General features: G+C 50.5%; 30 protein-coding genes and 1 pseudogene. 5 read left to right on the top strand and 26 right to left on the bottom strand.

The window, feature by feature from the left end; genetic code table 11:
* Positions 1 to 69: 69 nt before the first annotated feature.
* Positions 70 to 714, bottom strand: a complete 645-nt coding sequence (locus LLF79_RS21845; protein WP_049002211.1) for a hypothetical protein — start codon at positions 712 to 714, stop codon at positions 70 to 72.
* A gap of 744 nt (positions 715 to 1458) precedes the next feature.
* On the opposite strand from LLF79_RS21845, the gene repA reads away from it, so the two are divergent.
* Positions 1459 to 2523, top strand: a complete 1065-nt coding sequence (gene repA / locus LLF79_RS21840; protein ID WP_016051671.1) for a replication protein RepA — start codon at positions 1459 to 1461, stop codon at positions 2521 to 2523.
* Between the two features lie 609 nt (positions 2524 to 3132).
* On the opposite strand, the gene LLF79_RS21835 is transcribed toward repA, so the two are convergent.
* The 11 genes from LLF79_RS21835 to LLF79_RS21785 all read right to left on the bottom strand — a co-directional run bounded on the left by LLF79_RS21835 (position 3133) and on the right by LLF79_RS21785 (position 10352).
* Complete coding sequence (locus tag LLF79_RS21835; RefSeq protein WP_006812558.1) at positions 3133 to 3345, bottom strand: hypothetical protein; 213 nt, start codon at positions 3343 to 3345, stop codon at positions 3133 to 3135.
* Entirely contained in the window at positions 3345 to 3680 is a 336-nt protein-coding gene (locus tag LLF79_RS21830) for a hypothetical protein (RefSeq protein WP_022649907.1), read from the bottom strand. The genes LLF79_RS21835 and LLF79_RS21830 overlap by 1 nt, the downstream gene beginning before the upstream one ends.
* The gene (locus tag LLF79_RS21825) at positions 3677 to 3856 is read right to left on the bottom strand and encodes a hypothetical protein (RefSeq protein WP_022649906.1); all 180 of its coding nucleotides are present in this window, start codon (positions 3854 to 3856) and stop codon (positions 3677 to 3679) included. Before LLF79_RS21825 ends, LLF79_RS21830 begins: the two co-directional genes overlap by 4 nt.
* 40 nt (positions 3857 to 3896) lie before the next feature.
* Positions 3897 to 4172, bottom strand: a complete 276-nt coding sequence (locus tag LLF79_RS21820) for a hypothetical protein (RefSeq protein ID WP_022649905.1) — start codon at positions 4170 to 4172, stop codon at positions 3897 to 3899.
* Between the two features lie 68 nt (positions 4173 to 4240).
* On the bottom strand, positions 4241 to 4651 hold the full coding sequence (locus tag LLF79_RS21815; protein WP_004110040.1) for a hypothetical protein: 411 nt from the start codon (positions 4649 to 4651) through the stop codon (positions 4241 to 4243).
* Entirely contained in the window at positions 4635 to 5006 is a 372-nt protein-coding gene (locus LLF79_RS21810) for a DUF2591 domain-containing protein (RefSeq protein ID WP_022649904.1), read from the bottom strand. Before LLF79_RS21810 ends, LLF79_RS21815 begins: the two co-directional genes overlap by 17 nt.
* Before the next feature lie 150 nt (positions 5007 to 5156).
* Complete coding sequence (locus tag LLF79_RS21805) at positions 5157 to 7499, bottom strand: intein-containing recombinase RecA (RefSeq protein WP_022649903.1); 2343 nt, start codon at positions 7497 to 7499, stop codon at positions 5157 to 5159.
* A 2-nt stretch (positions 7500 to 7501) separates the two neighbouring features.
* A complete protein-coding gene (locus LLF79_RS21800; RefSeq protein ID WP_000920226.1) occupies positions 7502 to 7768 on the bottom strand; it encodes a hypothetical protein in 267 nt (88 codons plus the stop codon).
* Positions 7768 to 8712, bottom strand: a complete 945-nt coding sequence (locus tag LLF79_RS21795; RefSeq protein ID WP_022649902.1) for a 5'-3' exonuclease H3TH domain-containing protein — start codon at positions 8710 to 8712, stop codon at positions 7768 to 7770. The genes LLF79_RS21800 and LLF79_RS21795 overlap by 1 nt, the downstream gene beginning before the upstream one ends.
* A 60-nt stretch (positions 8713 to 8772) precedes the next feature.
* Positions 8773 to 9801 (bottom strand): hypothetical protein, encoded by a 1029-nt coding sequence (locus LLF79_RS21790; protein WP_004110098.1) that lies wholly within the window; start codon positions 9799 to 9801, stop codon positions 8773 to 8775.
* A 119-nt stretch (positions 9802 to 9920) separates the two neighbouring features.
* Positions 9921 to 10352 carry a hypothetical protein gene (locus tag LLF79_RS21785; RefSeq protein ID WP_022649901.1) on the bottom strand — a complete coding sequence of 144 codons (432 nt, stop codon included), beginning with the start codon at positions 10350 to 10352 and terminating at the stop codon, positions 9921 to 9923.
* 256 nt (positions 10353 to 10608) lie between these two features.
* Between LLF79_RS21785 and LLF79_RS21780 the strand changes: the two genes are divergently transcribed.
* The 3 genes from LLF79_RS21780 (at position 10609) to LLF79_RS21770 (ending at position 12182) form a co-directional block, all read left to right on the top strand.
* Positions 10609 to 10833 carry a hypothetical protein gene (locus LLF79_RS21780; RefSeq protein ID WP_071785233.1) on the top strand — a complete coding sequence of 75 codons (225 nt, stop codon included), beginning with the start codon at positions 10609 to 10611 and terminating at the stop codon, positions 10831 to 10833.
* A gap of 81 nt (positions 10834 to 10914) precedes the next feature.
* Complete coding sequence (locus LLF79_RS21775; protein WP_022649900.1) at positions 10915 to 11472, top strand: AlpA family transcriptional regulator; 558 nt, start codon at positions 10915 to 10917, stop codon at positions 11470 to 11472.
* Positions 11473 to 11537: 65 nt separating this feature from the next.
* Positions 11538 to 12182: a hypothetical protein gene (locus tag LLF79_RS21770; protein WP_022649899.1), complete on the top strand. Its 645-nt coding sequence runs from the start codon at positions 11538 to 11540 to the stop codon at positions 12180 to 12182.
* A gap of 38 nt (positions 12183 to 12220) precedes the next feature.
* Here LLF79_RS21770 and LLF79_RS21765 read toward each other — a convergent pair whose 3' ends face one another.
* The 7 genes and pseudogenes from LLF79_RS21765 to LLF79_RS21735 all read right to left on the bottom strand — a co-directional run bounded on the left by LLF79_RS21765 (position 12221) and on the right by LLF79_RS21735 (position 21120).
* Positions 12221 to 12664 (bottom strand): hypothetical protein, encoded by a 444-nt coding sequence (locus LLF79_RS21765; RefSeq protein WP_022649898.1) that lies wholly within the window; start codon positions 12662 to 12664, stop codon positions 12221 to 12223.
* Positions 12661 to 13800, bottom strand: a pseudogene (locus LLF79_RS21760) (DNA polymerase III subunit alpha); the annotation flags it as partial. The pseudogene LLF79_RS21760 and the gene LLF79_RS21765, both read right to left, overlap by 4 nt.
* Before the next feature lie 51 nt (positions 13801 to 13851).
* Positions 13852 to 14547, bottom strand: a complete 696-nt coding sequence (locus LLF79_RS21755; protein ID WP_022649896.1) for an NUMOD4 motif-containing HNH endonuclease — start codon at positions 14545 to 14547, stop codon at positions 13852 to 13854.
* Between the two features lie 2 nt (positions 14548 to 14549).
* Positions 14550 to 16913, bottom strand: coding sequence for a DNA polymerase III subunit alpha (gene dnaE / locus LLF79_RS21750; protein WP_022649895.1), 2364 nt, complete (start codon positions 16911 to 16913; stop codon positions 14550 to 14552).
* A 180-nt stretch (positions 16914 to 17093) separates the two neighbouring features.
* Positions 17094 to 18329, bottom strand: coding sequence for an AAA family ATPase (locus tag LLF79_RS21745; protein WP_022649894.1), 1236 nt, complete (start codon positions 18327 to 18329; stop codon positions 17094 to 17096).
* A gap of 96 nt (positions 18330 to 18425) precedes the next feature.
* Positions 18426 to 20798, bottom strand: a complete 2373-nt coding sequence (locus tag LLF79_RS21740; protein ID WP_039264847.1) for a porphyrin biosynthesis protein — start codon at positions 20796 to 20798, stop codon at positions 18426 to 18428.
* Between the two features lie 109 nt (positions 20799 to 20907).
* A complete protein-coding gene (locus LLF79_RS21735; RefSeq protein WP_004110118.1) occupies positions 20908 to 21120 on the bottom strand; it encodes a hypothetical protein in 213 nt (70 codons plus the stop codon).
* A gap of 263 nt (positions 21121 to 21383) precedes the next feature.
* Between LLF79_RS21735 and LLF79_RS21730 the strand changes: the two genes are divergently transcribed.
* Entirely contained in the window at positions 21384 to 21770 is a 387-nt protein-coding gene (locus tag LLF79_RS21730) for a transcriptional regulator (RefSeq protein WP_022649892.1), read from the top strand.
* Here the strand turns inward: LLF79_RS21730 and LLF79_RS21725 are convergent.
* The 7 genes from LLF79_RS21725 to phoH all read right to left on the bottom strand — a co-directional run bounded on the left by LLF79_RS21725 (position 21762) and on the right by phoH (position 25681).
* Positions 21762 to 22868 (bottom strand): site-specific integrase, encoded by a 1107-nt coding sequence (locus LLF79_RS21725; RefSeq protein ID WP_022649891.1) that lies wholly within the window; start codon positions 22866 to 22868, stop codon positions 21762 to 21764. The two genes, LLF79_RS21730 and LLF79_RS21725, sit on opposite strands and share 9 nt — an antisense overlap.
* Positions 22869 to 23039: 171 nt before the next feature.
* Positions 23040 to 23456: a type II toxin-antitoxin system YafO family toxin gene (locus tag LLF79_RS21720; RefSeq protein ID WP_006812568.1), complete on the bottom strand. Its 417-nt coding sequence runs from the start codon at positions 23454 to 23456 to the stop codon at positions 23040 to 23042.
* A complete protein-coding gene (locus LLF79_RS21715; protein ID WP_227880413.1) occupies positions 23447 to 23971 on the bottom strand; it encodes a hypothetical protein in 525 nt (174 codons plus the stop codon). The genes LLF79_RS21720 and LLF79_RS21715 overlap by 10 nt, the downstream gene beginning before the upstream one ends.
* A gap of 96 nt (positions 23972 to 24067) precedes the next feature.
* Positions 24068 to 24313 (bottom strand): GrxA family glutaredoxin, encoded by a 246-nt coding sequence (locus LLF79_RS21710; RefSeq protein ID WP_006812570.1) that lies wholly within the window; start codon positions 24311 to 24313, stop codon positions 24068 to 24070.
* Positions 24313 to 24678 carry a Gp49 family protein gene (locus tag LLF79_RS21705; protein ID WP_006812571.1) on the bottom strand — a complete coding sequence of 122 codons (366 nt, stop codon included), beginning with the start codon at positions 24676 to 24678 and terminating at the stop codon, positions 24313 to 24315. Before LLF79_RS21705 ends, LLF79_RS21710 begins: the two co-directional genes overlap by 1 nt.
* A 15-nt stretch (positions 24679 to 24693) precedes the next feature.
* Positions 24694 to 24897, bottom strand: a complete 204-nt coding sequence (locus LLF79_RS21700) for a hypothetical protein (protein ID WP_022649890.1) — start codon at positions 24895 to 24897, stop codon at positions 24694 to 24696.
* A 10-nt stretch (positions 24898 to 24907) separates the two neighbouring features.
* A complete protein-coding gene (gene phoH, locus LLF79_RS21695) occupies positions 24908 to 25681 on the bottom strand; it encodes a phosphate starvation-inducible protein PhoH (protein ID WP_022649889.1) in 774 nt (257 codons plus the stop codon).
* Between the last annotated feature and the right edge of the window lie 130 nt (positions 25682 to 25811).

Here is a 25811-nt window from a genome sequence, read left to right as displayed (position 1 = left end):
ATCCCTAAAGCTCTCAGTGTCTTTCTAAGACACCATATTTTATGCCCCGGTAAAACCATGAGTTTACGTTTAAAACGTCTCAGGGGGCTTCTGACGCGCTACGCTGATGTCGATTACCCCAGCTTTTGGGCGAGGGTCGACAAGATTCAACTCTTCAGCACTGTGATACTCCGTATCGAACTCCCGATCGACATGGCGAATGTAGATGGCCGTAAGAAGGCTGTCGTCGTTCAGGAAGTGTCCGTAGGATTTGCGGATCACTTCGCCAACCTTCTCGATCTTCTCTCCACCCATGCAGAGATGGTTAAACCGGCTGTGTTTCCGCAGCATCTCATCCACCGGGCCGGAGTAGACCTTATCGACTCTCCCGAACCGGATGATATTTCCAGTATCAGCCTCAACCAGACAAACGAGCTTGCCAGGTTCGACCCGGTCTCGCCATGTTACACCAGAGCGGAGTGTGTTGAAGTAGGGTGCGTCTAATCCGATGATCGGTTTACGAAATGCCAGCAGTGGCACGTAACGTATGCAGTTGTTCAGGTGGAAGTGCGCCCCGGCGTCGTGGAGTTTGAGCCGGGTTTCGTTAATCGGGCACTTCGACGCAATGCCGCACAGGTCGCAGAGCAACTTCTGTTTGTTCAGGCTAGTGTTCGATTCAATGGTGTAGGAGCCATCTTCAAGACGGCGAACCCAGCGCGTGCGTTTGAGATCCATAGTTCTTATTCAAATAGTTTTGTCCGGGGCAACGATAACTGACAAGGCGCACCGATGTTTGCAAATGCCTGTTTTACTTATACCCATTATTCACAGGACCGATCCAATAATTAGATCCCCAGAGAGATCCTACAGAAGATCAAAAGAGATCCCCGATCGTCTCCAGCCGTTGCGGTTACTGGCCTGAGAGGGGGTTACTATCCACTATGGGGAGGAAAGTAACCTCTGTAGAGAGCATAATAACCGCTATGAAGAGCAAAACAACCTCTCTGGAGAGTGGTCGGTATCCACTGTAGTGAGTAGGAGACATTGTCTTAACTGGATAACTCAGTGCCTGTTTTTCTACGTCAGGTGGCTGATATTCATAGAGATGTTGGAAGTTTTGCGTTCAGGCGTGTTTGTTTCGACCACACATTATCCCCAGAAGGGGAGTGATGGCTGGTTTTGCAATTACCTGATTTTTATACACAGGCCCGATCCAGTAATTCAGATCCTAAAGAGAACCAAATAGACCCACAAAGACCCAAAAAGATCCCCGTACCCCGCAAACCGTTGTGCCACATGGCCTTAGAGGTGATCGATATCCACTATAGAGAGAAGATCAGCCACTATGAAGAGTAAACCAACCACTGTAGAGAGTAGAAAAACCACTATAGGCGGTAGGATAACCGCTGCGATGAGTGCTACTATCCACTGTAATCAGCAAAGGCCACCAAAGCGGTCGAATAAAAAGAGACACTTGGAATGAGCGAAAACGGCAATAAAAACATAGCGATCGTTGAAGCATTCTCAGAAACAGACAAAAAGACCGGTGAAGTTGTTACGTTAGTTCCTAACACCAACAACACAGTTCAGCCTGTTGCTCTGATGCGTCTTGGTCTCTTCGTTCCGACGCTGAAATCGACCGCCAGGGGCAGAAAGGGGCAAATGGTCTCTATGGACGCCTCTGCTGAACTCAAACAGCTGTCTCTGGCCAAAGCCGAAGGGTACGAGGACATAAGGATCTCCGGCGTTCGTCTGGATATGGATAACGACTTCAAAACGTGGGTAGGCATCATCCACGCGTTCGCCAAGCACAAGGTTGTTGGCGACACCGTCACGTTACCGTTCGTCGAGTTCGTCAGGCTCTGTGGCATACCAACGGCCAGATCGTCCGCGAAGTTACGCAAGCGCCTGGACAGTTCTCTAACTCGTATTGCCACAAACACTATCTCATTCCGCAGTAAAGGCTCTGATGAGTATTACGTGACGCACCTTGTGCAGACAGCAAAGTACAGCACAAAGAACGACACGGTCTCGCTGCAGGCTGATCCTAAGATTTTCGAACTCTACCAGTTCGACAAAAAGGTTCTTCTGCAACTCCGGGCAATTAACGAACTCTCCAGAAAAGAATCCGCGCAGGCGCTCTACACCTTCATCGAAAGTTTGCCACCTGACCCGGCACCAATCTCGCTGGCTCGCTTACGCGCCAGACTTAACTTAACCAGCCGCACCATTACCCAGAACGCGACAGTCAGGAAGGCGATGGAGCAGCTGCGTGAGATCGGCTATCTCGATTACACCGAAGTGAAGCGCGGCAGCTCGGTCTACTTCATCATCCACTATAGGCGGCCGAAGTTACGCCCGGCATTGCCACCAGTTAAAGCTGCGCCGGAAGAACCAGAAGAGCAGGAAGATAGCTTGCCTGGTGATGATCAGGAGGACATCATCGATGTTGTTCCTGAAGAAAAAGACGGTGAGATGGTCATGTTAAGCAAGGAAGAACTGGCGATTCTCGAAGAGCTGCGCAAAGCTAAAACTCGTAAATAGCCCAACCACTGTAGAGAGTAGAAAGGCTCACTATCCACTGTAGTGAGCCTTTTGTTTATCTGGAATCCGCTATCCACTGTAGTGAGTAACAGCAACCGAAGAGTAACCACTGTAGGCAGTGGCACGCAAACAACGAAATAAATGTTAGTGGTTACAAACCTAGATGAATCAAGGGCTGCGAGGTTAGTGGTCACTGGGTATCTTGTTAAATCTACTCTCTATAGTGGTTATCGTTGTTCCCTTCGTTATTGGCTATCCACTGTGGAGAGCAGAATCGGTTGGCTGGGTTTACTAACCACTGTAGTGAGTAGATATCCGCTGAAAACAGTGAAGGTTTACTCTCTATAGTGGATATCCGCTGGAGAGCGCATTCCATCACTCGCTATAGTGGTTGTTTGCTGCGAATGAACGCCTGTTTACTCCCTACAGTGGATAGCGACGTCGATAATCGCCACTTTACTCACTACAGTGGATACCGGATGTCACGGCAGGCGTTTTACTCACTACAGTGGTTGGATTGCATACCTGAATGGTGTTCTACTCACCACAGTGGTTATGAGCAGGATACGCACGCGGTGAGCTGGCTACTCACCGCAGTGGTTAGTGTTATCAGTGGATTTTCTTCAGCAGACCCCAGAGTGTCCCGGCCTTCGTCGTGAGCTTACCTGTTTCCGGATCGTACATGCGCCATTCGCGACGCTGGTGGACAATGACACCGTCCTCACGTTCCAGACGTTCCAGCACGCCAGGTTGCTTAAACCCTTTGGCACGCCAGTAGCCGCTTGTTTTTTCGATTTCCAGACCTGCCAGTGTAACCGCCATCAACCAACCTCCTTGCAGTCATCGAAAAGATAGCTGGCGTTCTTCGCGTGAACGCCGTAGACATCACCTGATTTGTTGTAAACGAACTTATCTTCACCCACGCCAGTCAGTTTGCCGTTACGTTCGGTGAGATAGGGGGAAGACAGGACGCGATCATCGCGCACAACATAAAACTGTTCGCCGCTGTCCACAACCATCGCGCCGTAGCTGGCTTTGACGACATTGCGGATCACGTTGTTTTTCACTTCGGCCACTGACATCTCACACTCATAGACGTATGTGTCCGCGTAGACTGGGAGGGAGAGCAGCACCAGAGCCAGGGCTATTTTCTTCATGCCACGACTCCTTTGATAACGCCAAATGCTGAGTCGAATACCAGCACTACGGCCAGCGCATTAATCATCGCGCCATTAACAGGCGCCAGCGCTTTACGGATTGCTCCGGTGAAGATGCAATCGAGCACAAAAGCTATCGAGACAATAAGTAATAAAGTGTCTAATACAGTTTTCATGATAGGTAGATACTAACTTATATATTTTTTGCTGTAAATATCACTCAAAAGTGCTGATACCTAAGATACGCTCAAGATGAGCCGCGTCTTCATCGCTTACCGGCATCGTGTCGTCGACGTACCAGCAACTACCGTTGTGCCAACAAACACCGTCATCGTCGACATACACAGAATCTGCATCCATGCCAGTGTACTCAACGAGATTGCGCTCAATTGCCGCTTGAATTTCTTCATCGTTCAGCCCATCGCACTTGACCATGAATAGCGGGTAAACGTCATAGTCGGTGCTGGCTGAAACTCGAACCAAAATCTTCATGTGTCTTCTCCTTGTTGGTAAGTACTTATTTATATTAATGTGCGCCATGCGGCGCACAATCATTGTGTTCAGGCTGGTGGAAAGAACTTCTCCAGCGTGCGGTCGACAGCTTTATCGATGTGCATCAGATGCCAGACGACCATATCTTTACTTCCCATACCGCGGGTGTAGATCACGTCGAACTTACGCCAGGCGGCGTGAAACCAGTGCGGTGTATCATCAACCGGCAGATTCTCTCCAGCCTCCTTGAAGTACTTGAGCAGCATGGCCTGTTCAGCGGTGGGCGTCGGGCCAATCTCTTCCGCGTACATTCTGATGAAACGCTGCCAGTCGGCTTCATCTTCTGAAGGTTCCGGTGCGTTCATCTCTGCAATCGCCTCACGCAGCTGCGTCGCCCATTCTGGCTCCGGGAAGCCCTGGGCAATTTCGGTATCCACTACATCCAGCGCAGCGTTGGCCGCGTCATACAGTTTCTTCACGCTTTTTCTCCTGCATTAAAAGGAACACGGTCATTGCCGCTCTGAAAGGGTTAGGGTTCTGGATCAGATGTTGTGGCGTTGAGCTATCCACCTTTCTGTGGGCCGCTCTCCACTCGCCAGGCTGTCTGGTGGGGATTACGCCGATTCTGTGTCGATAAATAATGTCCCACGCATCTTCCGGATCGTTACACCAGTCGAAGGTTCCGGCTCCGTTCGGGCCGATGGCGACCACTGCTGTGTAATCGCCTTCCTGTGAGCCTTTCCAGCCATATTGTGAGATAAGCGGTCGATGGCCGGTGGCTTCCGCGACCAGGCAGTTAATCTCAAAGTCCGTCATCTCGCTGTAATTTTTCATTCCCGATCTCCTTCTCATCCGTTGCCGAACAACTATGTGGCGTTGTCACTTTGTACTTCTACGGATGCTAATTCCGTATTAGTAACCAATTTGTTTTCTTGTTGGTGATAATACGGAAATAAAAAAGGCGTCCAAGTGGACGCCTTGTGATTACGCTTCTTCTGTCTCTGCTGGGGACGACTCTTTCGCTCGCCGTTCGTCTATCGCCTGGAGTGCTGCGATGATTTCCGGGAGTGGCTTCTCGCGGTACATCTCGACGATCTGCGATTTGGTGTATTTCTTATCGCCAATTTCCACACGCCCGCTGGCGTTCTTGGGCAGGTATCCTTCCTCCAGCATGTACTCAACCAGCGATTCGATGACGTCCAGCCCGCGAGTCGGGTCGAAGTAGAATTTCCATGAGCATTTGCCAAACGGAGGCGCGACTTTGTTTTTAATGCACTCGGCGCCAACGTCCTGTCCGATCTTCTCTTTGCCATCCTTCATAACGGATGCGCCCAGACGGATGCGCACCGACGCGTAGAACTTCGGAGAGTCGCCACCTGGAGACGTCGTCGGATCGCCAAACATCACGCCAATTTTGGTACGCACCTGGTTCAAGAAGATGATGCACGCGTTGTACTTACGCGCCCAAAGCGCCAGAGTAGGGAAGTTCGCACTCGTCGCGCGCGCCAGCGCCGTGTTGTCGTTCATGTTCAGCTGATCTTTGTCCTTCGCAGTACCTTCTGCCATCTTGTCGAACTTCTCAGCCTTCGAGTTCGGAACCATCGACGCCAGAGAGTCGGCAACGATGCAGATAGGAGCTGTTTCCGGGATAAGCTCTTCGTCGCGCACCAGCTTGAGGATTGTGCCGATCAGCTCTACGGAGTCTTCGAAGGTATCCGGCTGTTTGTAGACCCACTGACCGTCGTCTTCGTCGGCGTTCAGTCCGTTCGCTACCGCCAGACCAACGTCGAAACTGTTTTCGTGGTCAAGGAACACGGCCAGACCATCCTGTTTCTGTGCTGACACCATCGCTGCCGTCGCGAGGAATGTGTTGTGGCTGATAATCCCGTTAGACCAGAAAGAGTGTGTTTCCGGCATCGCTACGTCGAACGTTGGTGCTTCACCTTCCTCAATAGCCACGACTTCGTCGTAGAACAAGTTAGAGTCAATTACCGCTGCCAGTTGTGCAAACAGATGCTCGTTAAAACGATTCTTTCTGCCAATGAAGGAGACATAGATTTCTCGCAGTTTGTCTATTCCGACACGATCGCCGCGGCCAATAACGTGATCTACCAGAACGTAGTCTTTACGAGAGGTCTTGGTGAGTGACTCGTAGAGTGATTTCACTAAGCCGCTGATGTGCGGAACGTAGCCTAAATAAGTGCGGTCAAAACTAATGTCCCGTTTGGTTGCCACTGCTAAACGAGCCGGAGACTCGAACCCAATCGTTGACAGGAAAAGGTCGTAGTTAGAGCCACTGAATGACAGCCGGTAATATATGTTTTTATAACCTGCGACGTGTTTTTCAGAGATAGTTGACGTAATCCCCAGATTCAGGAGCATGAGGCGAATTTGCTGTAGCAGCAGCCCACTCGCGCTCACAACCTCAATGCAGCGACCATCATTGACGTGGCATTCCAGCTCAAAGTAGCCGCGAAGGAATGCAATTTGAGCCTCGCTATTGGCGCGACGCACACTCAACGGAACCTGCTTGCCAGCAGCTTTCTCATACTCCAGACCATATTCTTTAAAAAGCAGCGAACGCACCTCTTTGCTAAACAGCACATGGTCTTCCGAGCCGTTATGTTTTCTCGTAACTGGCATCTTGTTTGATACCAGCGAAATGAGGCGGTAGTACTCATCCTTGATGAATGGATCTGTGTTAGAAAAATGCACAGAATTTTCAGAGGCCACGTATCCGTCAGCAATTAAATAGCCCATCAGTTTTGCGATATTGGCATCCAAGTGCTGATCGCCGAATTGATGTGTGCCAACCATTGAAGGAATCGTGTCGCCTACACTGATTTTTTCAGCATACCGCCAGACGATATTGCCTAAGTCGTCAACCACACGAATTGGGTGACGGAACGTAGCCTCGATGTAACCCCCTGATGCCAGCTTAATGCGCTTGAATTTGCGACGGTTGTTCCATGTCAGGTGTGAGGTCTTCTCTATCACGCCATTTTCATTGATGAGTCCAACGTTATGCTCTACATCGCGAGTAGTGCATGTTGCTTTGTGCCCCTCAATCTCAAACAGTTCTTTCACTGTTACCATTCCACGCTCCGTCAGCAGCATGGTGTCTGCGGTAACACATTTCCCCGCGCTTGGTGGCCCGAAGACTTCAACGATACGTCCACACGGAAAACCACCGTCGTAACGTCCGGAAATGGCTTTGTTTAGTGGAGGGAAACCGGAGTCAATCCAGTGGGAGACCTTCTGGATCTCGTCATTGCTGCCGATTTTCTTTTTCAGCGCCAGTGCCAGTGCGGATTTGCCTTTTGCCATGATTAGGCTCCTTTTGATTCGTTGATTCGCTTCGAAGCAGCGGCTTCGTCAAACTTGATTGCGTCGTGGTTCAGGTGTTTGGCGACGCGAGCGATGATCTTCACGACCTGCTCGCTGACCAGCGCGAACTCGCGCTCAGTTGCAGAAATGCCAGCAGCGCCCAGAATGTTCGGCAGCGCCACCACAGCGTGCTCGCCGTGGCAGAAGACAATCTCTTTAGCCAGCATGGTTGGCGTAGTTGCCCCGCCATTAATGATGGACTTCAGCATCAGCAGTACCTCTCAAATGGCAGAACAAACACTTCCAGATCTTCCAGAAACGACCGGAAATTCAGCTCGTAACACATCTGTTCGAAGGCATTCATGTCGCGTGCGCCTTTAATCGACTCGATTTCGCTGGGTGGGAATTTTGTGTCGATAAGGTTCATCAGCATCATGTTGCGCTTAAAGGCTTCGAGCATCCGGCAGCCCGTCTTCTCGTTGAAGGCGTTCTTTGCCAGCTTGTTGAATGCCGTCTTATAGCGACCCTTATTGATGACAATGGAGCCGTCGTTAATGCCGCGTACCATTGCGGCCACGCTTCCCCACTCATGAAGCAGCTCTTTCGCGCCACCATCACCAATGCCGCCGACGCCTTTGATGTTGTCCGAGTTATCGCCCTGCAACGCTTTCGCTTCCAGAAACGCGCGTGGTGTTGGCAGACCTGTCAGCTCTGCGAACTGTTCGAAGTTCACCTGCTTGTGCTTGGCATCTTCACGCAGGCTTACCCAGCTCACATTCTCGCGAACCAACTGGAGCCAGTCGCCATCGCCCGTCAGCAGGTAGATGTGATCGACGGTCGGCTGCGGAGCCAGGCGAGAGACCAGCATTCCAGCCAGGTCGTCCGCTTCTGCGTCCTTTGCAATGAGTTGGTTAACGCCCAGCGCGGTCATCATTTTCAAGATGTACGGCTTCTGGATGGCAAAGCCTTCTTTCATCTTCTTCATATCCGGGTCGTCATCGCGATTCGCTTTGTACTCCGGGTAGAAGTCGCGACGTTTGTCGCTGAATCCATCCCACAAGATCATTGGGCGGGCATGGAGAATTGAGGCGTAACGACGAACGTTCTTCACGAAGCCAAAAGCCGCCTGAACTTCCATCTCGCCGTTGTGTAATTTGTCGGATTGCTGGTGGTAATAGCCCAGGCTGTTACCGTCCACAAAGAGATAATTCACCGGTACACTCCTTCCAAAAAGTAAGGCGTCCGTAGACGCCTTACTGGTCACGTTATGGGATTACAGAGCGTCCAGTTCAGCCAGCAGGTCGTCGAGACCTTCGTCAGCTGGTGCAGATGCAGCGGCAGCAGATGCTGAAGCACTTGCAGCTGCGGCGGCTTCCGGAGCTTTAACTTCTTCCGGTTTAGTTTCCGGTTTGAACTCAGCTTCAGCGGCACGCAGGATCTCTTCATCAACCAGACTGGTGGACTCTGGAGCCGGAGTGTGTGCTGTAGCGACAGCAGCTGCGCCTTCCGTATGACCAGTGATAGAGCCAAAGCCTGGCAGTTCAGCAGCAGCTGATTTTGCAGCGGAAGAAATGGCCGGAGAGGACATTGTTGCTGCCGGAGCCGCAATACCAATCAGACGACCCATAGTGCGAGCCGTAGACAGCAGACGAGTTTCGTCAGCCTGGTTCGCGTATGCGATCAGATCGTGTTGGGTAGTCCAGAGCTTCTCAGGAATGTCGCCTTTGTAGACTTTACGTTTCGGGGATACGTCGTACTTGGTGTCACGACCGGAACCGGTACGCTTAATCAGGAACGCATAGCCTTCTTCTTTGCTCAGTGGGTTGCCGATATCATCCGCAATATCTTCGGACATCACTTTGCAGATATCGTCGAAGACCGTAGACGGCAGCTCAATCAACTGGCATTTCTCTGCGTCTGCAAAGTCTTCACGCGCAGACAGAACACCGTTGACCAGATAACGCGGTGTAGCACGCATACTGTTAATGCGCTCTTCCATCGCTTTGTTGCCCTTAAAGCGAGCACGACCTTCCATAACCATCTCACACAGCTGGCAAGCGTGGCCGTGGGTGTGCTGTTCGCAGATGTAGGCGGTTGTTACATCTTTGCCTTCCTCATTCTGATGCTTAACGTAGTGCATACCGAAAGTCTGGAAGAACACGCCATTCGGGTCGTCCTTGTTCGGAAAAATGCGCAGATAGTTATTGCCGTCTTTCAGACGGGTCAAATCAACGTTATTGCCACGTTTAGAAGCAATATCGCCACGGGTCTTGTTAAGCAGATCAAGTAATGACTTAGACATATATTTCTCCTTGTTGTGATTGTGGCCATTGGCGCTATGCGCGTTGGGCGTTCGTTTATTCGTGGCTCTTTCGAGCGAGAATGATGATAGATCAGTACTTACTTACGATCTAGCATAAATTAACGGGAAGAGTGGAAACGTTCGGCGCCCAAACGTTCAATCTCCACGATAGCCATTTTGGACGCCTGGACAATCATGTCGCGGCGGTGAGAGAAGGCGGCCACAGCGTGCTTGTACAGATCTGCAATGTGCCGGGCATCGTCGAGTTTCTGGCGCTTTGCGAGGTATTGCGGGTTGGTTCTCACCTTCGCCTCCAGTACGGATTCATTGAACTTAATGCCGTTCATACTCAGGTTCTTACGCTCATTATCGTAGATTTTCGCCTCAATCGCATCGAGGGAGAGTTTTGCATCCGCGACCTCGCGTTCTGCCCGCGCCAGCTTAGAGCCGTACTCCATCAAAAGACGCGGCTGCTGACGCCAGACTTCCTCCAGATTGTCGCGATCGAACTCAAGATCGGACATGATTTTTTCGTAGATATCGGTGCTCATAGTGTTAATTGCCTGCTTATTTATATGTATCAATTTTATCATAATGGAAACAGGCATTGGAGATTATGACACGATGAAATGGAGGTTATGAGATAGGTAAGCCAGTGAAAAATCAGGCGGTTCTGGTACTCTATGCCCGTTAAAAGCTGGCCGTAGACAGCGTACGACAATGTGGTGGAGATACGGACGGATTGAGTTTACTCGCCGTTGACAGTTGTCAACATCGAACATATAATATGCCGGAGATAAATTGTATCTGAAGACGCATCCTAATAAGCACATTCAAGCGGCCATTGAATATGCTGTAACTCAAGGCTGGGTTTGGGTTCCACCAGGCGATTCTGCACACTGTTTTTGCAAATTGCGCTGTGGCAATCCAGAAGGTGAACACCGAGATCACCAAATGAGTGTATGGTCAACGCCGAAAAGTGCTGAAAACCATGCCAAGCAAATCATTCGTATGGTTAAACGCTGCGATTGATTTTGCCCGGTAAGGAGTTGCTACAACAACTCCTTACCGAATAAATAAGAGAATACTCTGAATACTAAACGAAGAGGTACTATGGCGCTTTTTAACTTCACTCTGACACTCTCAGGCGTAACGTATGAGACCGAAGGACTGGAAGACGCGCTGTACGAAAGCGGCTGTGACGATGCGCTGATTTGCGCATATGGAAACTCCGTCTATGTTGAGTTCGACCGCGAAGCCGAATCGCTGGATGCTGCTATTGCATCAGCGATTGACAATATCGAATCAGCCGGTATCGGCGCTATTGTTGAATCTGTCGACTCTGCTCTTGTTGGCCTGAGCGACATTGCAGAAATTACAGAAATGTCCCGACAGGCGATTGCAATGTTGAAAGATGGCACTCGCGGTAGCGGCGACTTCCCTTGCCCAGTCCAACGCATTAAAGGCCAATCCCCACTCTGGGATTGGGCTGATGTAGCCGAATGGTTACTAAAGAACGGTCGATTAAAAGAAGACAGCAACTTGGTAAATAACGCTCGTGTGCTGAGTAAATGGAACCTTGCCTTACGTGCAAGCGCTTCAAAAGATTTTCAAGAAGTTGAGTCAATAGCGGCAGCACTAATCGAACGTCGACGTAAAACTATTTCATAGTCCTTACGCGTTTGGTCTTACTGCCCCTCCATTTTATATTAATAACGATGTGCAATTGAGGAATTATGGCCCAAGACTCCAAGCGTGGTAGTGAATTGGTTGAGGTTATAAAATCTGATGATGTAACCGATCTGTTCAAGGAATACGGTGAGATAGCTATTGACTCTGCCCTTGAATCGGGAACGCTTGAGTCGATTCCTTTACTCAATACTCTCGTTGGAATTTTCAAGACGGTTAGCTCAGTGCATGATCGTCGGTTTACGGAAAAGTTAATTCGTTTCATCTCTGGCTTCGCCGATCTAGACGATGCTACACGAATAAATATGGCCAATCGGTTGAATGAAAATGACAAATTTGCGGGTAAGGCCGGCGATAGACTGATTGAAATCATTGACCGCATGGAGAGTGAAAATAAGCCAGAAATTGCAGCAGCATTCTTGAAAGCGTTTGCGTTTGAGCACATTGATTTTATTACATTACGTCGCTTAATGGTTGCGCTTGAACGTATCCCTTCCTTTGAGATTGATGAGTTAGATACTTTTTCCAAATACGATGAAAATAACCACCATCAAATATCAGATGAAGCGCTTTTACTCTCATTTGTTAATGCTGGGTTGGGGAAAAACAATGGCGGGTTTGAGGGAGGTATTATTTTGCCGACAGATTTGTGCGCAGTATTCGTTCGGTTCAAAGGCTTCAAACCGGAATAATTTAGATCATATAACCCGCCATTTGGCGGGTTTTTGCTTTATGCGACTTTCTTACCAAAAATGTTGGATAGAGTGACTCTTATCTGGCGCTTCAGCCTGTACTGTCTCACATCGCCAATTTTGTTAACTTCCATAAATTCTTTGGCCACCTTCAGTACCAGCCGATTGCGGAATACTTTGAATGCCTCCAGCTGTTCCTCTGGGTTATCTGATTCGTAGATCTCCAGCAGATACTGGCACGCCTTCGGATCTTGCGTTTTAAGCGCCAGCGCTCTGGCACATTTACGCAGACGACTGACTTTATCGGCGCCATCCAGCCCGGCGAACGCCAGCGCCAGATCTAACGTGACCGGGCAGTCGATGATTTCCCAGAACTGCGACCGCATGGTGGCCGCAACTGCTTTATCCTGAAAATCCGCGGGGATAGCCGCCAGCGCTTGTGCAATCTTCTGTGCCTCGTTCATGGTGTTCTCTTTATTCATTTGCTAATAGTCTCCGCTACCTCTGCCAGAATTGCTTCCAGCTTTTCGCCTTCCTCTGGGCGAAAGTACAAAATGTTCGGGTTAAATCCGTAGAAAACGGTCACATCCAGCTCTGGCAGATACTCTTTGCGTCCAACCAGGTCGGATGGTTTGCTCTTGTTGTTGAAGAGTGACGTCGCCCGGCTGCCACACGTCAGCACATAGGTCGGACGCACCAGATTGATCTCTTCACGCACAAAGTCGATGAACTGGCCGATTTCGTCTTTGGTGTAGTCCTTCTCTTTGTCCTTCACCTTTTTGCACACGCCGGTGACGTAGAGATCGCCCATACGCAGATCGCCTGCAGTAAGCAACTTCGCCTTAAAGTCGTCGTAGCCGTTCTCCATGAAGTAGCCGGTACGCCCATCATTGCCGTTCGCGTTGTCCAGAATGACCATGATTTTCGGCTTAATGCCAATGCTTGGGCGGATCAGGTCGTCTCCCAGACCCATTTCGGCCGCCATGCGAGTCATCAGTACATTCACTTCAGCAGAGCGCTTAGGGTTCATCTCGAACGGTCGAGAGGCTTTTACAGCGTCGATCACCAGATTGCCCATCAACTCTGCCTGGTCGCGCAGCCGTTCCGGATCTGTCGCTGGCAGACTGCCAGGCTCAATCGATGCGAACGCACCTACTTTTTGCAGTGACTCGCGTACCCGGCTGTTACACGCACGCTTCTCGACCGCTTCCTCAAATTGCTCAAGTGACTCGAATTTACCGCCAACTTTCTCACGCGCTCTCATGATGGCCTGGCAACCATTCTCAGAGCAGCCTTTCACAGCAGAGAATGGCGCATACAGAACCTGGCTGCCGTCTTCCAGCGTGCGGATCTCAATTCGGTTAGATGACACGTTAACGTCTGGTGGCAATACGCGAATGCCATAGGTCAGCGCATCCTTAACCAGCCCCTGGTGCTTATCCTCGCCCAGAATGGTGAGAGCAGCAGCGAAGAACTCAGCAGGGTAATGTGTCTTTAACCACATAGACTGATAGCTGATCAGCGAGTAGGCAACGGAGTGTGATTTGTTGAAGGCATATCCACCGAACTTCTCAAAGGCGTCCCATATTTCTTGGGCTTTCTCAGGGCTAAGACCTTCCTGCTCGGAAATAACTTTGGCAATTTTCATGTGTTTTTCCCGTCATTTGCTTCAAACGCTAGCTTTTTTTAAGATATTTGCGATTTGAGTGTTAGAGATGCCGAATTTTTCTCGCAACTTTTCATAGGTTGCGCCAGCCTTGCGCAAGGCGACCACCTCAGCTCTTGCTTCAGCATCCAGTTTTTTGGATGCTCTTGAGACAACGATCGGCCCACCAACTCGTGCCCATTTCTTCCCGGTGACGATATGGTGAATGTAAAGCTCAGTTAAACCATATTCGGCCGCGAGGTCTTTGTTCAGAGCGCCTTCTGACTTTTTAATGCGAATAGCAATGACGACTTCGTTGGTTAGCTTGGCGTTGTAGCGCCTCTCACCAAACTCAACGGTATCGTGTGCAATGGCGTCAGCCATGTTGTCGACTTGAGTGCCATACGCGAGATTGGAGGGCGCATTGTTTGATGGTCTTCCGTCAAGATGACGAATAAGTAAGCCTTCTGGTCGTTCTCCGTGGAATGCAGTTGCTGCCAGATAATGAACTGTGCGGTCGCATTTGACGCCGTTGACGCTTAGTTTCACGCCCAGATGTCCAAAATCATTGATTACGCGAGGTTTGAGGATTTGCCCCTTCTTCACCCATTCGCCCCCATTGGGGGCTGTTCGTATAACATCTAAAGAGCGAATGCGACCTAAACTGGATGCTTCGTAATAACCTTCAAACTCAGGAATGGATTTCCAAATTTCTTCCACCGTCAAACTCCAAAATCAACAATATCAGCGTTATCACCAATCGCTTCGTCATAGGTTCTGCGTTTGCCGTCAGAGCACATCAGCTTGGCCTTTTTGTGGACTTCTACTGTGCTTCCGTTTTCAAGTGACAGTGTCACCCAACCTGCTTGCGCTCGTTCTACAAAATCGCTGCCGATCGCTTTCATCTTATCCATGTTCTTTTTACCGATAGCGGAACGCAGAGCGTCAGCCTCAGCCATAGAGAATCCAGCGAGTACGCGAGAGCTTTTCATGATCTGCTCTTGATAGAGTAAAACGCCGTTGGTTTCTTTAGTTGCTTCCTCAAGACGCGGATGAATTGAATGTGGAGCCATGAAGCCTTTGGCTACGGAGACATAGTCGTCCAACATGCCTGACTGAATCGGGCCAGGTCGAAATAGCGCGGTAGTAGCGACAACGGTTTTAAAGCTCATTGGCTCAATGCCACCGCCCAGATCTTTAAGTAACTTACGCATGGGGCCGGACTCCAGCTGGAATACGCCCTGCGTGTACCCTGCAGCGAACCCATCCAGAACCTTGCGATCGTCCAGTGGGATAGCATCGAGATTGATGTCTTCCCCGGTACTCTCTTTGATGTAGCGTTTCGCGCTATCCAGCAGATCGAGCGTTGCCAGACCGAGAACGTCCAGCTTAATCAGCCCCATCGCCTCGCAGTAACGTTTATCGAACGCAATACAGCGAGCATTGCCACGCAGCTCGACGGGCGTGCGCTCTACCAATGGAACACCAGCGACGATCATCCCCGCAGCGTGACGACCAAAACCACGCATCAGGCTTTGCAGCTTACACGCCGCTTTGAACGCTTCCGGGTTTTTCGTGGCGTATTTGTCCAGGCTGGCCAGTTGCTCGCGCAGCTCTTCCAGCGACAGGCTATCGTCTTCCAGATTCTTGAACTCTTTGGATACCGCCATATCCGCAGCGTCGACACCGTAAATACGCGCAGTGTCACGCAGCGCCGAAGCAGCGCCCAGATAGGTGAAGTTCGGAATACCGGCAACGTAATCTTCGCCATAGCGTTCATTCAGATACTCGATCACCTCATGACGACGTGCCTGGCTGAAGTCCAGATCCGCATCCGGCAAGTCGAGACGTTCAGGGTTAATGAAACGCTCAAACAGAAGACCGTGACGGATAGGATCAACGTTGGTTATGCCTATGCACCACGCCACCAGAGACCCGGCAGAGGAACCACGACCTGGCCCGACAGGAATGCCAGTTTCACGACTGTGATTCATCAGGTCGCGCACCATCAGGAAGTAGCCACAGAAGCCCAGGCGGGTCAGTGTGTCCATTTCGTACTTCAGGCGATCAACATACACACGGTGCTCAGAAGCCGGTGGTGTGTAGCCAAACTCTTTGGTAGTAAGACGCTTGCGCAGCCCCGCGACAGCCAGCTTCATCAGCGTTGCAGGTTCGTCGTCTGCCATCTTGGGCAGTGCTGGTGGCAATTCATGCCAGCGCCATGTGCAGGCTTCAATAATGGTGTCCTGCGTTGTTGAGGCCATTGCAGCTGTTACCGGCACATCCATTCGAATGGAGAAGGCTTTCAGCGCTTCAAGGAGATGGCGGCGACCATTAACGGCATTATCTCGCTGGTGGGGAATACGCAGACGATGCGGCTGGTCGATTTTGATGTTGTTCGTAACCATGTGCGCAATGTCTTTAATGTCAGCGTCGTCGACCGCTTCGTAATAAGCGGGATAGAACGCCACTGGCTCTATTTTCAGTGCGCTCGCTACTTTCATCGCCCGGACGTTAATCTGGTCGTAGAATGGGGTAGGGTGCGGATAAACCACGCTGTAGAAGTTATCGCGTCCTCCAGCTGTCACCAGCGTCCCGATAATCTTTGTGAAGTCCCGGCGCTGGAATACACTGCCAATGTCGGACGTCAGCAGGATGATGTTGCCTTTGGCATATGCGGTCGCCAGCTGGTCAAGTGCCAGACGAGGGACAAAGTAGAATTGCTCGCGCTTGTTGGCTAAGGTCATCAGTTCGCACACGTCGCGATAACCTTGCTCATTCTTTATCAGTGCCGTAAAGCAGTAGCTGCGATCACGTACCAATGATTCCATACATCCCCCTGACTCTTTCGCCAGGCGGGCGCGGTGCTCGTATGTCGGATCGTCGACCACATTCAGCTTAACACCACAAATAACCGCCATGTCGTCGCCAGCGGCACGCTGCAGGGGGATCACACTGGCAATGTTCATGCTGTCAGCGGAAATGACAGCGGTGTAGCCAGCTTCTCTCGCGATTTTCACCGCGTTTTCTGCTTTTAGAGCCGACTCTCCCAGGGAGAAGTCAGTTCTGACCATCAGAGCCTTCATGTGTTTTTACCTTTCTGGTTTTCTTGATTTTGTCATTGGGGAAGCCAACGAACTTCCCATACATCGAAATCGCAACCTCTTTGGCTGACTGGTGGCACTCGGGCCTATCCGGACACGCCAGACAAGCCCGGCCAGTTTCAGACGCTGCGATAAGAGAGCCGAAACATCCTTTACGCACGATTAACCGAAGATCTTCTGAACCACTTCACGCGCTGCCTGTGCAGACGTGGATGGAAGTTTATTGATAAACGACTTTTCGATGCCGGCAGAGAAATCACCGCGCATCATTCCGATTTTTGCGGACAGCAGCAGCTCGCGAGGGCCGATTGGCTGGCTGATCAGATGCTGTTCATAACCTTCACGGACAAGGTTCGCGAATTTCACCATCTTCTCGGCGTATTCGCGGATGACGCCAGCCTCAGCCAGCATGTTGACTTCAGCCTTAGTGCTCATGTACTTCACGTTCGAAACAATGCCGAAGCGCGAGAAGTTCGCCGCGTTCTGGATGTTCGTTCCTTGATAGAGACCCGTTTCGTCGCCAGAGCCGTTAGTGTTGCCAGTGCCAATGAAGGCAAAGCGTTTATGCGGAGTGATACGGCGCCAGTCCGGAGTTGCCTCTTTGATGATCAGCGGTTCTCCTTCAAGAACTGGCTGGTACACACCCAGAATCTGCGGGAACGCGAAGTCATATTCATCAGCGAGGTACACCCAGCCATTTTTCATCGCCAGCGCCAGCAAACCAGGCTCGAAGTAGGTGGAACCATCGCGAGCGAGGATCTGGCCTGTAACGTGTGCCTCTTCCATAGACGCCGTATGCTGGGCGCGGATCAGTGGTCGATTCAGCAGGGCGCATAGCTGCGTAGGAAGAGAAGATTTACCGGTTCCTGCATGACCCCAGAGATAGCCTGGGATTCCGATTTCCAGCATCATGAAGATGTCTTTAATCAGGTCGAAGTCGCCATACACATAGTTCTTCTTCGCTTCCGGTACGAACTCCGGATATGGCGTGTTGACGTTGACTGTCACCTGTAGTGGTTTTCCGCGTGGCGTTCCCAGCTCTTTGATCGTTACGCCAAGCAGCTCGTGCGCGGCCACCAGTTCGGTCTTGTATTCGACCGTTCCTGCGTAGCCCGGATGTGCGCTAATCTCCGCTACTTTTCCTTCGCCTGAATGCTTTTCGGCACGCTTCTCATTGAGTTTGGCCAGTGCCGTGCGAGAGATCGTTGGTTCATCCGGAAACGCAGAGGTGTACATTTTCACCACCTCGTCCACGTCCAGACCTTTCGCGGACTCAGGAATGTTCTCGCAGCGGCCCATAGAGATATGGGATTTCAGGTAATGAAAGGATTTGCCACACCACTTGCAGACGATGGCTTCCGGCAAATGTTCTTCTTGCTGTAGTGCAGTAGCGGTCATGTGTTTTTCCTTACTGTTTGTCGTTCGTGGGGTATATCTTATATAAATATATTAGGCTGTATAGTAAGTGATTACTTATTTTTACGGGTAAAGCAATTACCCAAGAATGATACGAGATAGCTCTGTGACGACTGACGGCCCTAACTCTTCTACGCTGTTTACCAGTGCGTAATTTTTGTAGTAACGCCGTGGTGCGTCGGTCAGAACGCCGATAGCCATCAAATCGATGTCACTCAACGTCTCAATTTCTTTGGTGACGGTTCGTAAATGCTGATGGAACCCATCGCCTGCAGCACATGGCGCCCCGTCGCTCATAACCAGCATGATCTTCTTGTCCTCCATTCGCCCTGCAAACAGAGTCGCCAGCTGCGCGACGCTCTCACCATCGACGTTATTGAGCAGGGGGAACGTCTCACACACGCAGCCCATGCGGGCGCGGATCTCTGGAGAGTTAGCTTTCTCATTCCAGTTTTTGATAATGGGCAGCATTAGCGCCTCGAAGCGAGTAAACCCGCGCTTCGACATGGTTTCATAATCTGGGCTACCAAACGTGGTAAAGCCGGTGATGATGTTAGGCACATTGATACGATCCAGAGCATCCGCAATGGTGTAGGCGCTTGCGAGTGCCAACTGAATCTTCCTGCCGCCCATTGAGCCGGACAAGTCGATCACTTGCTGGACGCACGCGTTCACCGCTCTGTGGTCTTCTTTTTTGCGGAACACGCGGTCGTCGTTCATTGCCAGACGATACAGGTTCGCGCCATGTATCCGCCCACGTCTCTGGCCTGGGATAAACTGAACTCGGTTGCGGCTGGCGATAGCTCGCTCCAGGTCTTTGGCCAGAGTCGAAGAAACGCCTGCTGACAGATGTTTTTCGATTTTCAGTTCAAAGAGCTTTCTGCCTTCCGGAACCATGCGGTAGCGATCGACAGGTGAGTGCATTGGGATTGCGCCGAACGTCTTTCTGGTGCGCTTTACATGCTCTTCAGCCTCATCAATCAACCCGATAAAGTCGTATGAACGATCGTATGGGCGATACTCAGAAAGTGAGGTGCTCATAAGCTCTTTGCTGATGGTGGCCGACAGTGCGTCTTCGGTCATTTCGCCTGTTCCGTCTTCCATCTCGTCGAGCGCCTTGAGTGCGTCCTCCAGAGTCATTTCATCCGGAGCAGGAACAAAGCCTGATTCACTGTCTTCAGGCGCTTCCGCGGCATCCTCATTTTCTTTACCTTCGCCGTCTGTGTGATCGGCGGCGTCATCTTCCTCTTCGCCTTCTCCTTCGGACTCCCCATGACCGGCATCGGAGTCTTCGCCGTCATCACTATCACCATCGCCATCGCCAGCGGCGCCAGAGCCATAACCATCGGAGTCATCGGCGTCATCGCGAATGCCATCACCAGGCGTTGGAGAGCCAGTGTCATCACTACCACCTTCGTCATCAGAATCACCTGATTCCATGCCGGCATCATCGGATTCTGGGGTGTCTCCTGATTCCTCTTCGCCTGCTTCTGTATATTTACTTTCTGTATCACTAATTTCTTTATCTTCTGTAGGTAAGTCCTTATCTACTGATTCGGGCAAATCAGAATCCCCAGACTCTTCCTCTTCTGAGGCATCATCTTCTTGCTCTTCCTTGTCGTCGTCTTCGCCTTTGGTACGCTTTGGTGCTGATTCACTATGAGTCGGTTCATCACCGGCTTCTGGGGTTTCCTCTGACTCATCCTCACTCTTCGACGGCTTCCTAGCAGACGATTTAAGCTCTGGTAATTTGCCCTCTGGCTTGTCTTTCATATCCTGCATGATTTGGGCGATAGCAGCTGCGACCTTCACACAGTCTTCTGTGTTCGACATATTGCGAACGGCCACGTCGATACCATGCTCTTTGAGCAAGGCTATAGGCTTCTCGATGAGGTGCCAGTGTTCTTCCATAAAGTCGATGAAAGGGCTTTGGCCATCCCAGGCGCGGACGACAGGGCAAAGGAAGAATTTCAGGAACAATTCACGCTGGTTGCCGTGGCAGATTGAAACCGCCTCTGACACTTTGCCCTTGAAGTATTTGTCGATCACCAGGTTCTGTGTGGCCAGTAAATTGCGACGGGTTCCGTTGAATACCTGTCCCATTCTGCGTTCAATAAAAACGTCTTCCAGCGCGTTCCAAAGCCCGGTAGACGGAGCCTTTCCTCTCTCGCGCATCTTCATTGCGACTTTCGGATCAGTAAAGAGGATATGGGCTACCTCATGGTCGAGAAAACCACGTACTGCGTTCATGAGGGTTGGTGACGCGTCGTCCGGTATAGATGGGATGTTTACCAGCACTGGTTCGCCGCGCCGGTTGTAGCGGACATATGCTTCATTGCCTCGCTCTGCAACAGGTATCTGTTTGCCTGATAGCATCGCTACAACTCGTTTTACGCAGTCGCGGAAGTCCTGTACCTCTTTCAGCACAGCTCTGGTCATGGCTTTGGACATGAGAATTTCCTTGTTATTAAAACAATTTGTTTTCTGATGTGCGTAATTTATCACTGTACGAACAGGCGACTAAGCTGTTCGTACAGGCTTCTATCGGCAGGAATGTGTGTTAAATGGTTCTCACGGCAAGGGAGCCGCAACCAGTATTGATGAGTGTGAAATGTTTATTTTTTAGTTCAAAAGTGAAAACCGTCGTATCAACCATCTCCACGGGAAGCTCTTCAGATTCTAGTTCTGTCAGGATCGTCGCAACGCCATCCAGCCCAATCGCATATGCGTGTCCAACCTCAAGGGCGGTCAATTTAGAAGTTATATTTTTCATTTCATATCATCCAACTGAACACATTTGAAAGTTCGGCAATACTACTACCTATTGTATCAATATGGAATGCACCTATATCAGATACGTCTTACTTTTCTCTGTAAGCGAATAGTGACAAATCGCCTAAAAACCATAGTATAATGGCGGTATGCTGGGGTTTTGTGCCTATCGAAATTAAATAGATAAGTCTTTACAACCCTGGCCTTTGCTGTAATATCAGTAAGCACTTACCAGAGATAAACAAAACACGCAAGGTTCACTACATGGCTACCAACGAAACAGAGATCAAACAAGGTCGCTACGCAGCTTACATTGACTCGTTAATCACAATCTCGCCTAAAAGTCAGGCTACCATTGCCAAAGAGGTTGGGTACAAGAACGCCAACAATCTCTCTCTCATCAAAAGCGGCAAAATCCCACTTCCAGTAGATAAGGTTCGAGCATTAGCCGAAGCGCTGGATGCAGATCCGGTTCGACTGATGCTGATGGTTCTGGAAGAACGTCATCCTGAGCTGCTTGAGTTTTTTCGCGAAGAGGGCACTGCACCGCTCTCCGCTGATGAAAAACTCGTTCTAGAAGCGTTCCGTAACCGTTTTGACGGTCAACAGGGAGCGTCAGAAAAGGTGGTAGAGGCCATCAAGTCACTGTGAGAAATTTACACGAATAAGCTCGGTGGCTAGACGATCTCCCTTGAATTTGTGGTCTATCTCGTCTAAGTCTGTTTGATTCACGATAGATGCGATGTACGTTGAGAAGTTATTCAAGGCGTCTCGCATCTCATCCATATAATCGTGGCGATCATAGACGCGATCTATCCCTTCAAGACTGTGGTTCATAATCTTACGGGCCACCTCCTGATTAATCCCCAGAGCAGGGAAATAACTACGCGCTGTACGTCTCAGATCGCGTGGGGTGAATGACTCAACCTCCATCAACTCAGGTCGTTCCAGTATCCTTCTCAGTGCCTGGGCAATGGCCACCTTAGACATTGGCGTATCCACGCCCTTCTTCTTATTCGAAGGAACGAGCCACTGGCTGCCTTTCCCGTACTCAAACAACCCTTCTACGCATTGGCGCATCAATGGGCTTAACGGCAGCGCGTGCTGTCTGGCCGATTTGTTTCGCGTACCTTGATTCCATACATCACGTTGAAGGTTGAACTCATCCTTTCTGGCCCGGAGCACTTCATCGGGTCGTCTGGCGGCGACAAGACAGAGCCTGGCCGCCCACTTTGTGCCTTCGCACACATTGAAGTAATCCCAGACGTTCCAGAATACCCAGACCTCGGCGTCCGTCAGCTTACGTTCGCGCGGCACTGGCTTTGCGCCACCGGCAACTCTATTGAGCGACATATCATTCAACGGTGATGTATCAATCAGCCCCTGAAAAGCGCACCAGCTCAGGAACTGTTTCATTAGGGAGAATACGCGTCTGCCCTGGACGATCTTGCCTTCCAGTATCAGTGGGTTCACCAGTTGGTTGACCAAGACCCTACTTATATCACTTACCTTTACTTCAGAGATATGCGGCATTATATGTATCAAAACACAATGAACGGCTATTTCAGGTCGACGTCTCGTTATCAGTAAAGATAAGCGAGTGAATAATATGAAGGCGGAAGAAAACGACATGTCTCCGTCGAAATTGGCGGTCGACACTGCCGACAAACCGGAAGCGCGTTCGAGGTACTCGATGGCTTCCCGAGAGGTGTTTTCTGCTGCGCGTGCTTTATCAAAGGTGTTTTTCATCGTCCACTCACTGAGTGAAACCTTTTACTGTATGTATGAACAGTATATTAGGCTTAAGTTTTTGTATGATCAACCATAAAATAGCCTGTTTTGTACAATGATTCCATACTTAATAGGTATGGAATCATTGAGAGTCGATTTTTTTAAATCTGAGAAACAAGCAAGATGATTTTAGCGGTTGTGAAAATCTTCAGCACAGGCTGAAAAGTGGGAGATTAACTGTGTGTTGGCGGCGCTCATGAGATCGTGTGCTGGGGTAACAACTGCAAGAATGGAGTATCTGTCCGGATTCCACAAATGCTGTGCATAAACTAAATAAGTATTACTCTTCTTCTGCCGATCTGGAGTGCGAGGTGGCCAGGGCTGTTCGTCGGGTAGCTTGATGTGGATGCGAGCGAGTTGAGCGTCTACGGCATAAGGTGGAAAAGTGAAGACGGCGTCACTGCCGAAGGTATCCGTTGTGGCGTTGTGCTCCTTGCAGTAAATAAATTCCTCTATGAGCTGCTGTTCCAATCCAGGGAACTTTTTGAAAGTGGGGTCTAAAAATGCGGCGCGTGTATCGGGGTTGATCTCGACAATCAGAGCCATTTGGTCGAAGCCTCTGTGCCACTGGCTGCCAGAACAGCAAGAGCCGCATGGCTAATTTCTGATTCGCGAAGAGGGCTAACTGTCAGGATCTGATTAACCAGATTATCGAGATTTTTGGCCCCGTGACGCATCTCAGCGACAGCCCTGCATAGCTTGTATTCAGTGGAGTTTTTGTCGTAAGACCGGATGATCGACATCTCTGGTAATGCCTGGAATAAGAACTCGGCAATTGCCAGGGAGCCAATTACATCAGCACGTAAGCCTTTTGCGGCAAACTTTGCCTGCTCAAAATCATGTTCTGCCAACGCATCCAGTCTGGCGTAAATTTCACGGCCATCAGCGGTAACTTCCTGGATTTTACCCACACTTTCGCGCAGTTCTGCGAGGGATGGTGCGCTCGCCCCTGAAGTAATAGCGCTGCGTTCATGGGTGTGATCTTTGGCATAAGAACCGTGTGACAGGCTGCTTAGTGCCAGTGCCACAACCATTGCGATTTTGGTGATTGAGTCTTTCATGATTTATCTGCCTGCTTTTTGCTGGCTCGTAACTAAGTGTACGCGTTCCCTGAAACTGCGACAAACAGAAACGGCCCCAAAAGGAGCCGTATTGTATTACAGGGTGCTCGCAAAAGCAGCAAATTCCGTATAACCCCCGATAGGTTCGCCATTTACGAACACCTGCGGTATGGTCTCCACCGGCTTGCCAACCAGGTCGCTCAACTTCTCTTTGTCGATCCCGGCAGACACAATATCGATGTATTCATAATCGCCAAAGCCGTGGCCGTGCAGCTGCTTCGCCAGCTCGACCGCACGTTTGCAGTATGAGCAATTATCCCGTCCGTAGATAACGACCTTCATCACTTCACCTCGTGCAGCTGCTGCTTGAGAAGATAGCCTTCCAGGGGCCAGATTTTGGCAATCGCGTTCTGGCGTGCAATTTTACGTCCGATCTCCGGATCAAAGTTCTCCGGGCTGGCGCACGCAGACTCGCCGGTTACGGTGTAGCCGTTCTCCAGCACAAGAACGCAGAATGTCAGCAGTTCGAGTGATTGCGGGGCCGGTTCAGGCTCTTCCTGCTTCAGCCACAACGGTGAGCTGCGATATCCGTCCGCGCCGGTAAAGTAAAATTCGCCTGAGATAACAGCTTCAATGCGTTCCGGGGTAACACGCGCGGCCGTTTTGCCTTTGGCCACAATCTCTTTTTCGATATCCATATCGGTCATTTTGGTTTCCTTACGTTAAAAACGAGCGATTCGGGCACGAAGAATTAGCTCATAGGCTTTCATCGCGTCCAGCTGCTTAATGAGCATGTTGCGGTCGACTTGAGGGAGACGACTAAAAATCTCGGTGGCTGTGAAGCACTCCAGCTTGAAAATACGGCGCGACAGATCTTCCTGTTCCTCTATCACACGCTGCTGGTGAGGCAGATATTCTTTGGTCACGCTTATCTCCTTATTGGTAGGCTTCAAGCGCAATTTTGCATAACTCAGACCGTACACAGTCCTCGCTCTCGAACTCGATCCGTCCAACATATTCAGACGGCTTAAAGCGCTCCATAGCGTCTTCCAGCCCGGATTTGACGCTGCCAGGAAGATCGCATTGGGTGATGTCCCCGTTAACGATAACCGTGACGTTTTCTCCCATACGGGTCAGGAACATTTTCATTTGTGACGCTGTCACGTTTTGAGCTTCATCCAGAATTACCACAGCGTTTTCGAAAGTGCGCCCACGCATGTAAGCGAAGGGGGCAATCTCCACTTTGGCCACCTCTGGCTTTAAGCAGTATTCGAGAAACGAGCCACCCAGACGCTTCTGTAGCACGTCATAGACGGGCCGGAAGAACGGAGCGAACTTCTCGCTCATGTCGCCCGGAAGGAAGCCCAGATCTTCGTCTGCTTGCAATACCGGACGAGTCACGATGATCTTGTCCACTTCCTTATTAAGTAGACGCTGCGCTGCAACGGCCGCGGCCAGGTACGTTTTACCGCAGCCAGCTTCGCCAGTGGCGAACGTTAGCGTTTTGGTATCGAGGGAGATGAGATAGTGGGCCTGGGCCTCGTTTCGCGCTTCGAGAGGAGAGTTGTCGCGCTTCGGTTTCGGAGGCAGAGCAGGGGCGGCAGCCAGCTCGTCAACGATGATTGTGTCAATTTCGTAGCCGTGGATGCGTGGCTTTGACTTCAGTGCCTGACGAGCTGCGCGACGCGCCTGTTTACGTTTGTTTCCCATATTGGGGTCGTCTCAGAAAACGGAATCTATGGTCACTCCCGTTTTTGCAACACCGATTTTGACGACAAGTTGGCTTGCTTGAATCTATCCGGCGTCTGAATGGGATTTTATTCCCGCGCCTTGATGAGTT

Origin of the sequence: Enterobacter cloacae complex sp. 2021EL-01169 (assembly GCF_020733125.1) — a bacterium.
Lineage (GTDB): Bacteria > Pseudomonadota > Gammaproteobacteria > Enterobacterales > Enterobacteriaceae > Enterobacter > Enterobacter roggenkampii.
Note: the sequence above shows the minus strand (reverse complement) of the source record. Positions and strands in the feature narration are given on the sequence as shown.

Excerpts from the sequence above, each read along its gene's own strand:
- LLF79_RS21845 (WP_049002211.1), bottom strand. The coding sequence starts at position 714 with ATGGATCTCAAACGCACGCGCTGGGTTCGCCGTCTTGAAGATGGCTCC.
- repA (WP_016051671.1), top strand. The coding sequence starts at position 1,459 with ATGAGCGAAAACGGCAATAAAAACATAGCGATCGTTGAAGCATTCTCA.
- LLF79_RS21835 (WP_006812558.1), bottom strand. The coding sequence starts at position 3,345 with ATGGCGGTTACACTGGCAGGTCTGGAAATCGAAAAAACAAGCGGCTAC.
- LLF79_RS21830 (WP_022649907.1), bottom strand. The coding sequence starts at position 3,680 with ATGAAGAAAATAGCCCTGGCTCTGGTGCTGCTCTCCCTCCCAGTCTAC.
- LLF79_RS21825 (WP_022649906.1), bottom strand. The coding sequence starts at position 3,856 with ATGAAAACTGTATTAGACACTTTATTACTTATTGTCTCGATAGCTTTT.
- LLF79_RS21820 (WP_022649905.1), bottom strand. The coding sequence starts at position 4,172 with ATGAAGATTTTGGTTCGAGTTTCAGCCAGCACCGACTATGACGTTTAC.
- LLF79_RS21810 (WP_022649904.1), bottom strand. The coding sequence starts at position 5,006 with ATGAAAAATTACAGCGAGATGACGGACTTTGAGATTAACTGCCTGGTC.
- LLF79_RS21805 (WP_022649903.1), bottom strand. The coding sequence starts at position 7,499 with ATGGCAAAAGGCAAATCCGCACTGGCACTGGCGCTGAAAAAGAAAATC.
- LLF79_RS21800 (WP_000920226.1), bottom strand. The coding sequence starts at position 7,768 with ATGCTGAAGTCCATCATTAATGGCGGGGCAACTACGCCAACCATGCTG.
- LLF79_RS21790 (WP_004110098.1), bottom strand. The coding sequence starts at position 9,801 with ATGTCTAAGTCATTACTTGATCTGCTTAACAAGACCCGTGGCGATATT.
- LLF79_RS21785 (WP_022649901.1), bottom strand. The coding sequence starts at position 10,352 with ATGAGCACCGATATCTACGAAAAAATCATGTCCGATCTTGAGTTCGAT.
- LLF79_RS21775 (WP_022649900.1), top strand. The coding sequence starts at position 10,915 with ATGGCGCTTTTTAACTTCACTCTGACACTCTCAGGCGTAACGTATGAG.
- LLF79_RS21770 (WP_022649899.1), top strand. The coding sequence starts at position 11,538 with ATGGCCCAAGACTCCAAGCGTGGTAGTGAATTGGTTGAGGTTATAAAA.
- LLF79_RS21765 (WP_022649898.1), bottom strand. The coding sequence starts at position 12,664 with ATGAATAAAGAGAACACCATGAACGAGGCACAGAAGATTGCACAAGCG.
- dnaE (WP_022649895.1), bottom strand. The coding sequence starts at position 16,913 with ATGAAGGCTCTGATGGTCAGAACTGACTTCTCCCTGGGAGAGTCGGCT.
- LLF79_RS21745 (WP_022649894.1), bottom strand. The coding sequence starts at position 18,329 with ATGACCGCTACTGCACTACAGCAAGAAGAACATTTGCCGGAAGCCATC.
- LLF79_RS21740 (WP_039264847.1), bottom strand. The coding sequence starts at position 20,798 with ATGTCCAAAGCCATGACCAGAGCTGTGCTGAAAGAGGTACAGGACTTC.
- LLF79_RS21735 (WP_004110118.1), bottom strand. The coding sequence starts at position 21,120 with ATGAAAAATATAACTTCTAAATTGACCGCCCTTGAGGTTGGACACGCA.
- LLF79_RS21730 (WP_022649892.1), top strand. The coding sequence starts at position 21,384 with ATGGCTACCAACGAAACAGAGATCAAACAAGGTCGCTACGCAGCTTAC.
- LLF79_RS21725 (WP_022649891.1), bottom strand. The coding sequence starts at position 22,868 with ATGAAAAACACCTTTGATAAAGCACGCGCAGCAGAAAACACCTCTCGG.
- LLF79_RS21720 (WP_006812568.1), bottom strand. The coding sequence starts at position 23,456 with ATGGCTCTGATTGTCGAGATCAACCCCGATACACGCGCCGCATTTTTA.
- LLF79_RS21715 (WP_227880413.1), bottom strand. The coding sequence starts at position 23,971 with ATGAAAGACTCAATCACCAAAATCGCAATGGTTGTGGCACTGGCACTA.
- LLF79_RS21710 (WP_006812570.1), bottom strand. The coding sequence starts at position 24,313 with ATGAAGGTCGTTATCTACGGACGGGATAATTGCTCATACTGCAAACGT.
- LLF79_RS21705 (WP_006812571.1), bottom strand. The coding sequence starts at position 24,678 with ATGACCGATATGGATATCGAAAAAGAGATTGTGGCCAAAGGCAAAACG.
- phoH (WP_022649889.1), bottom strand. The coding sequence starts at position 25,681 with ATGGGAAACAAACGTAAACAGGCGCGTCGCGCAGCTCGTCAGGCACTG.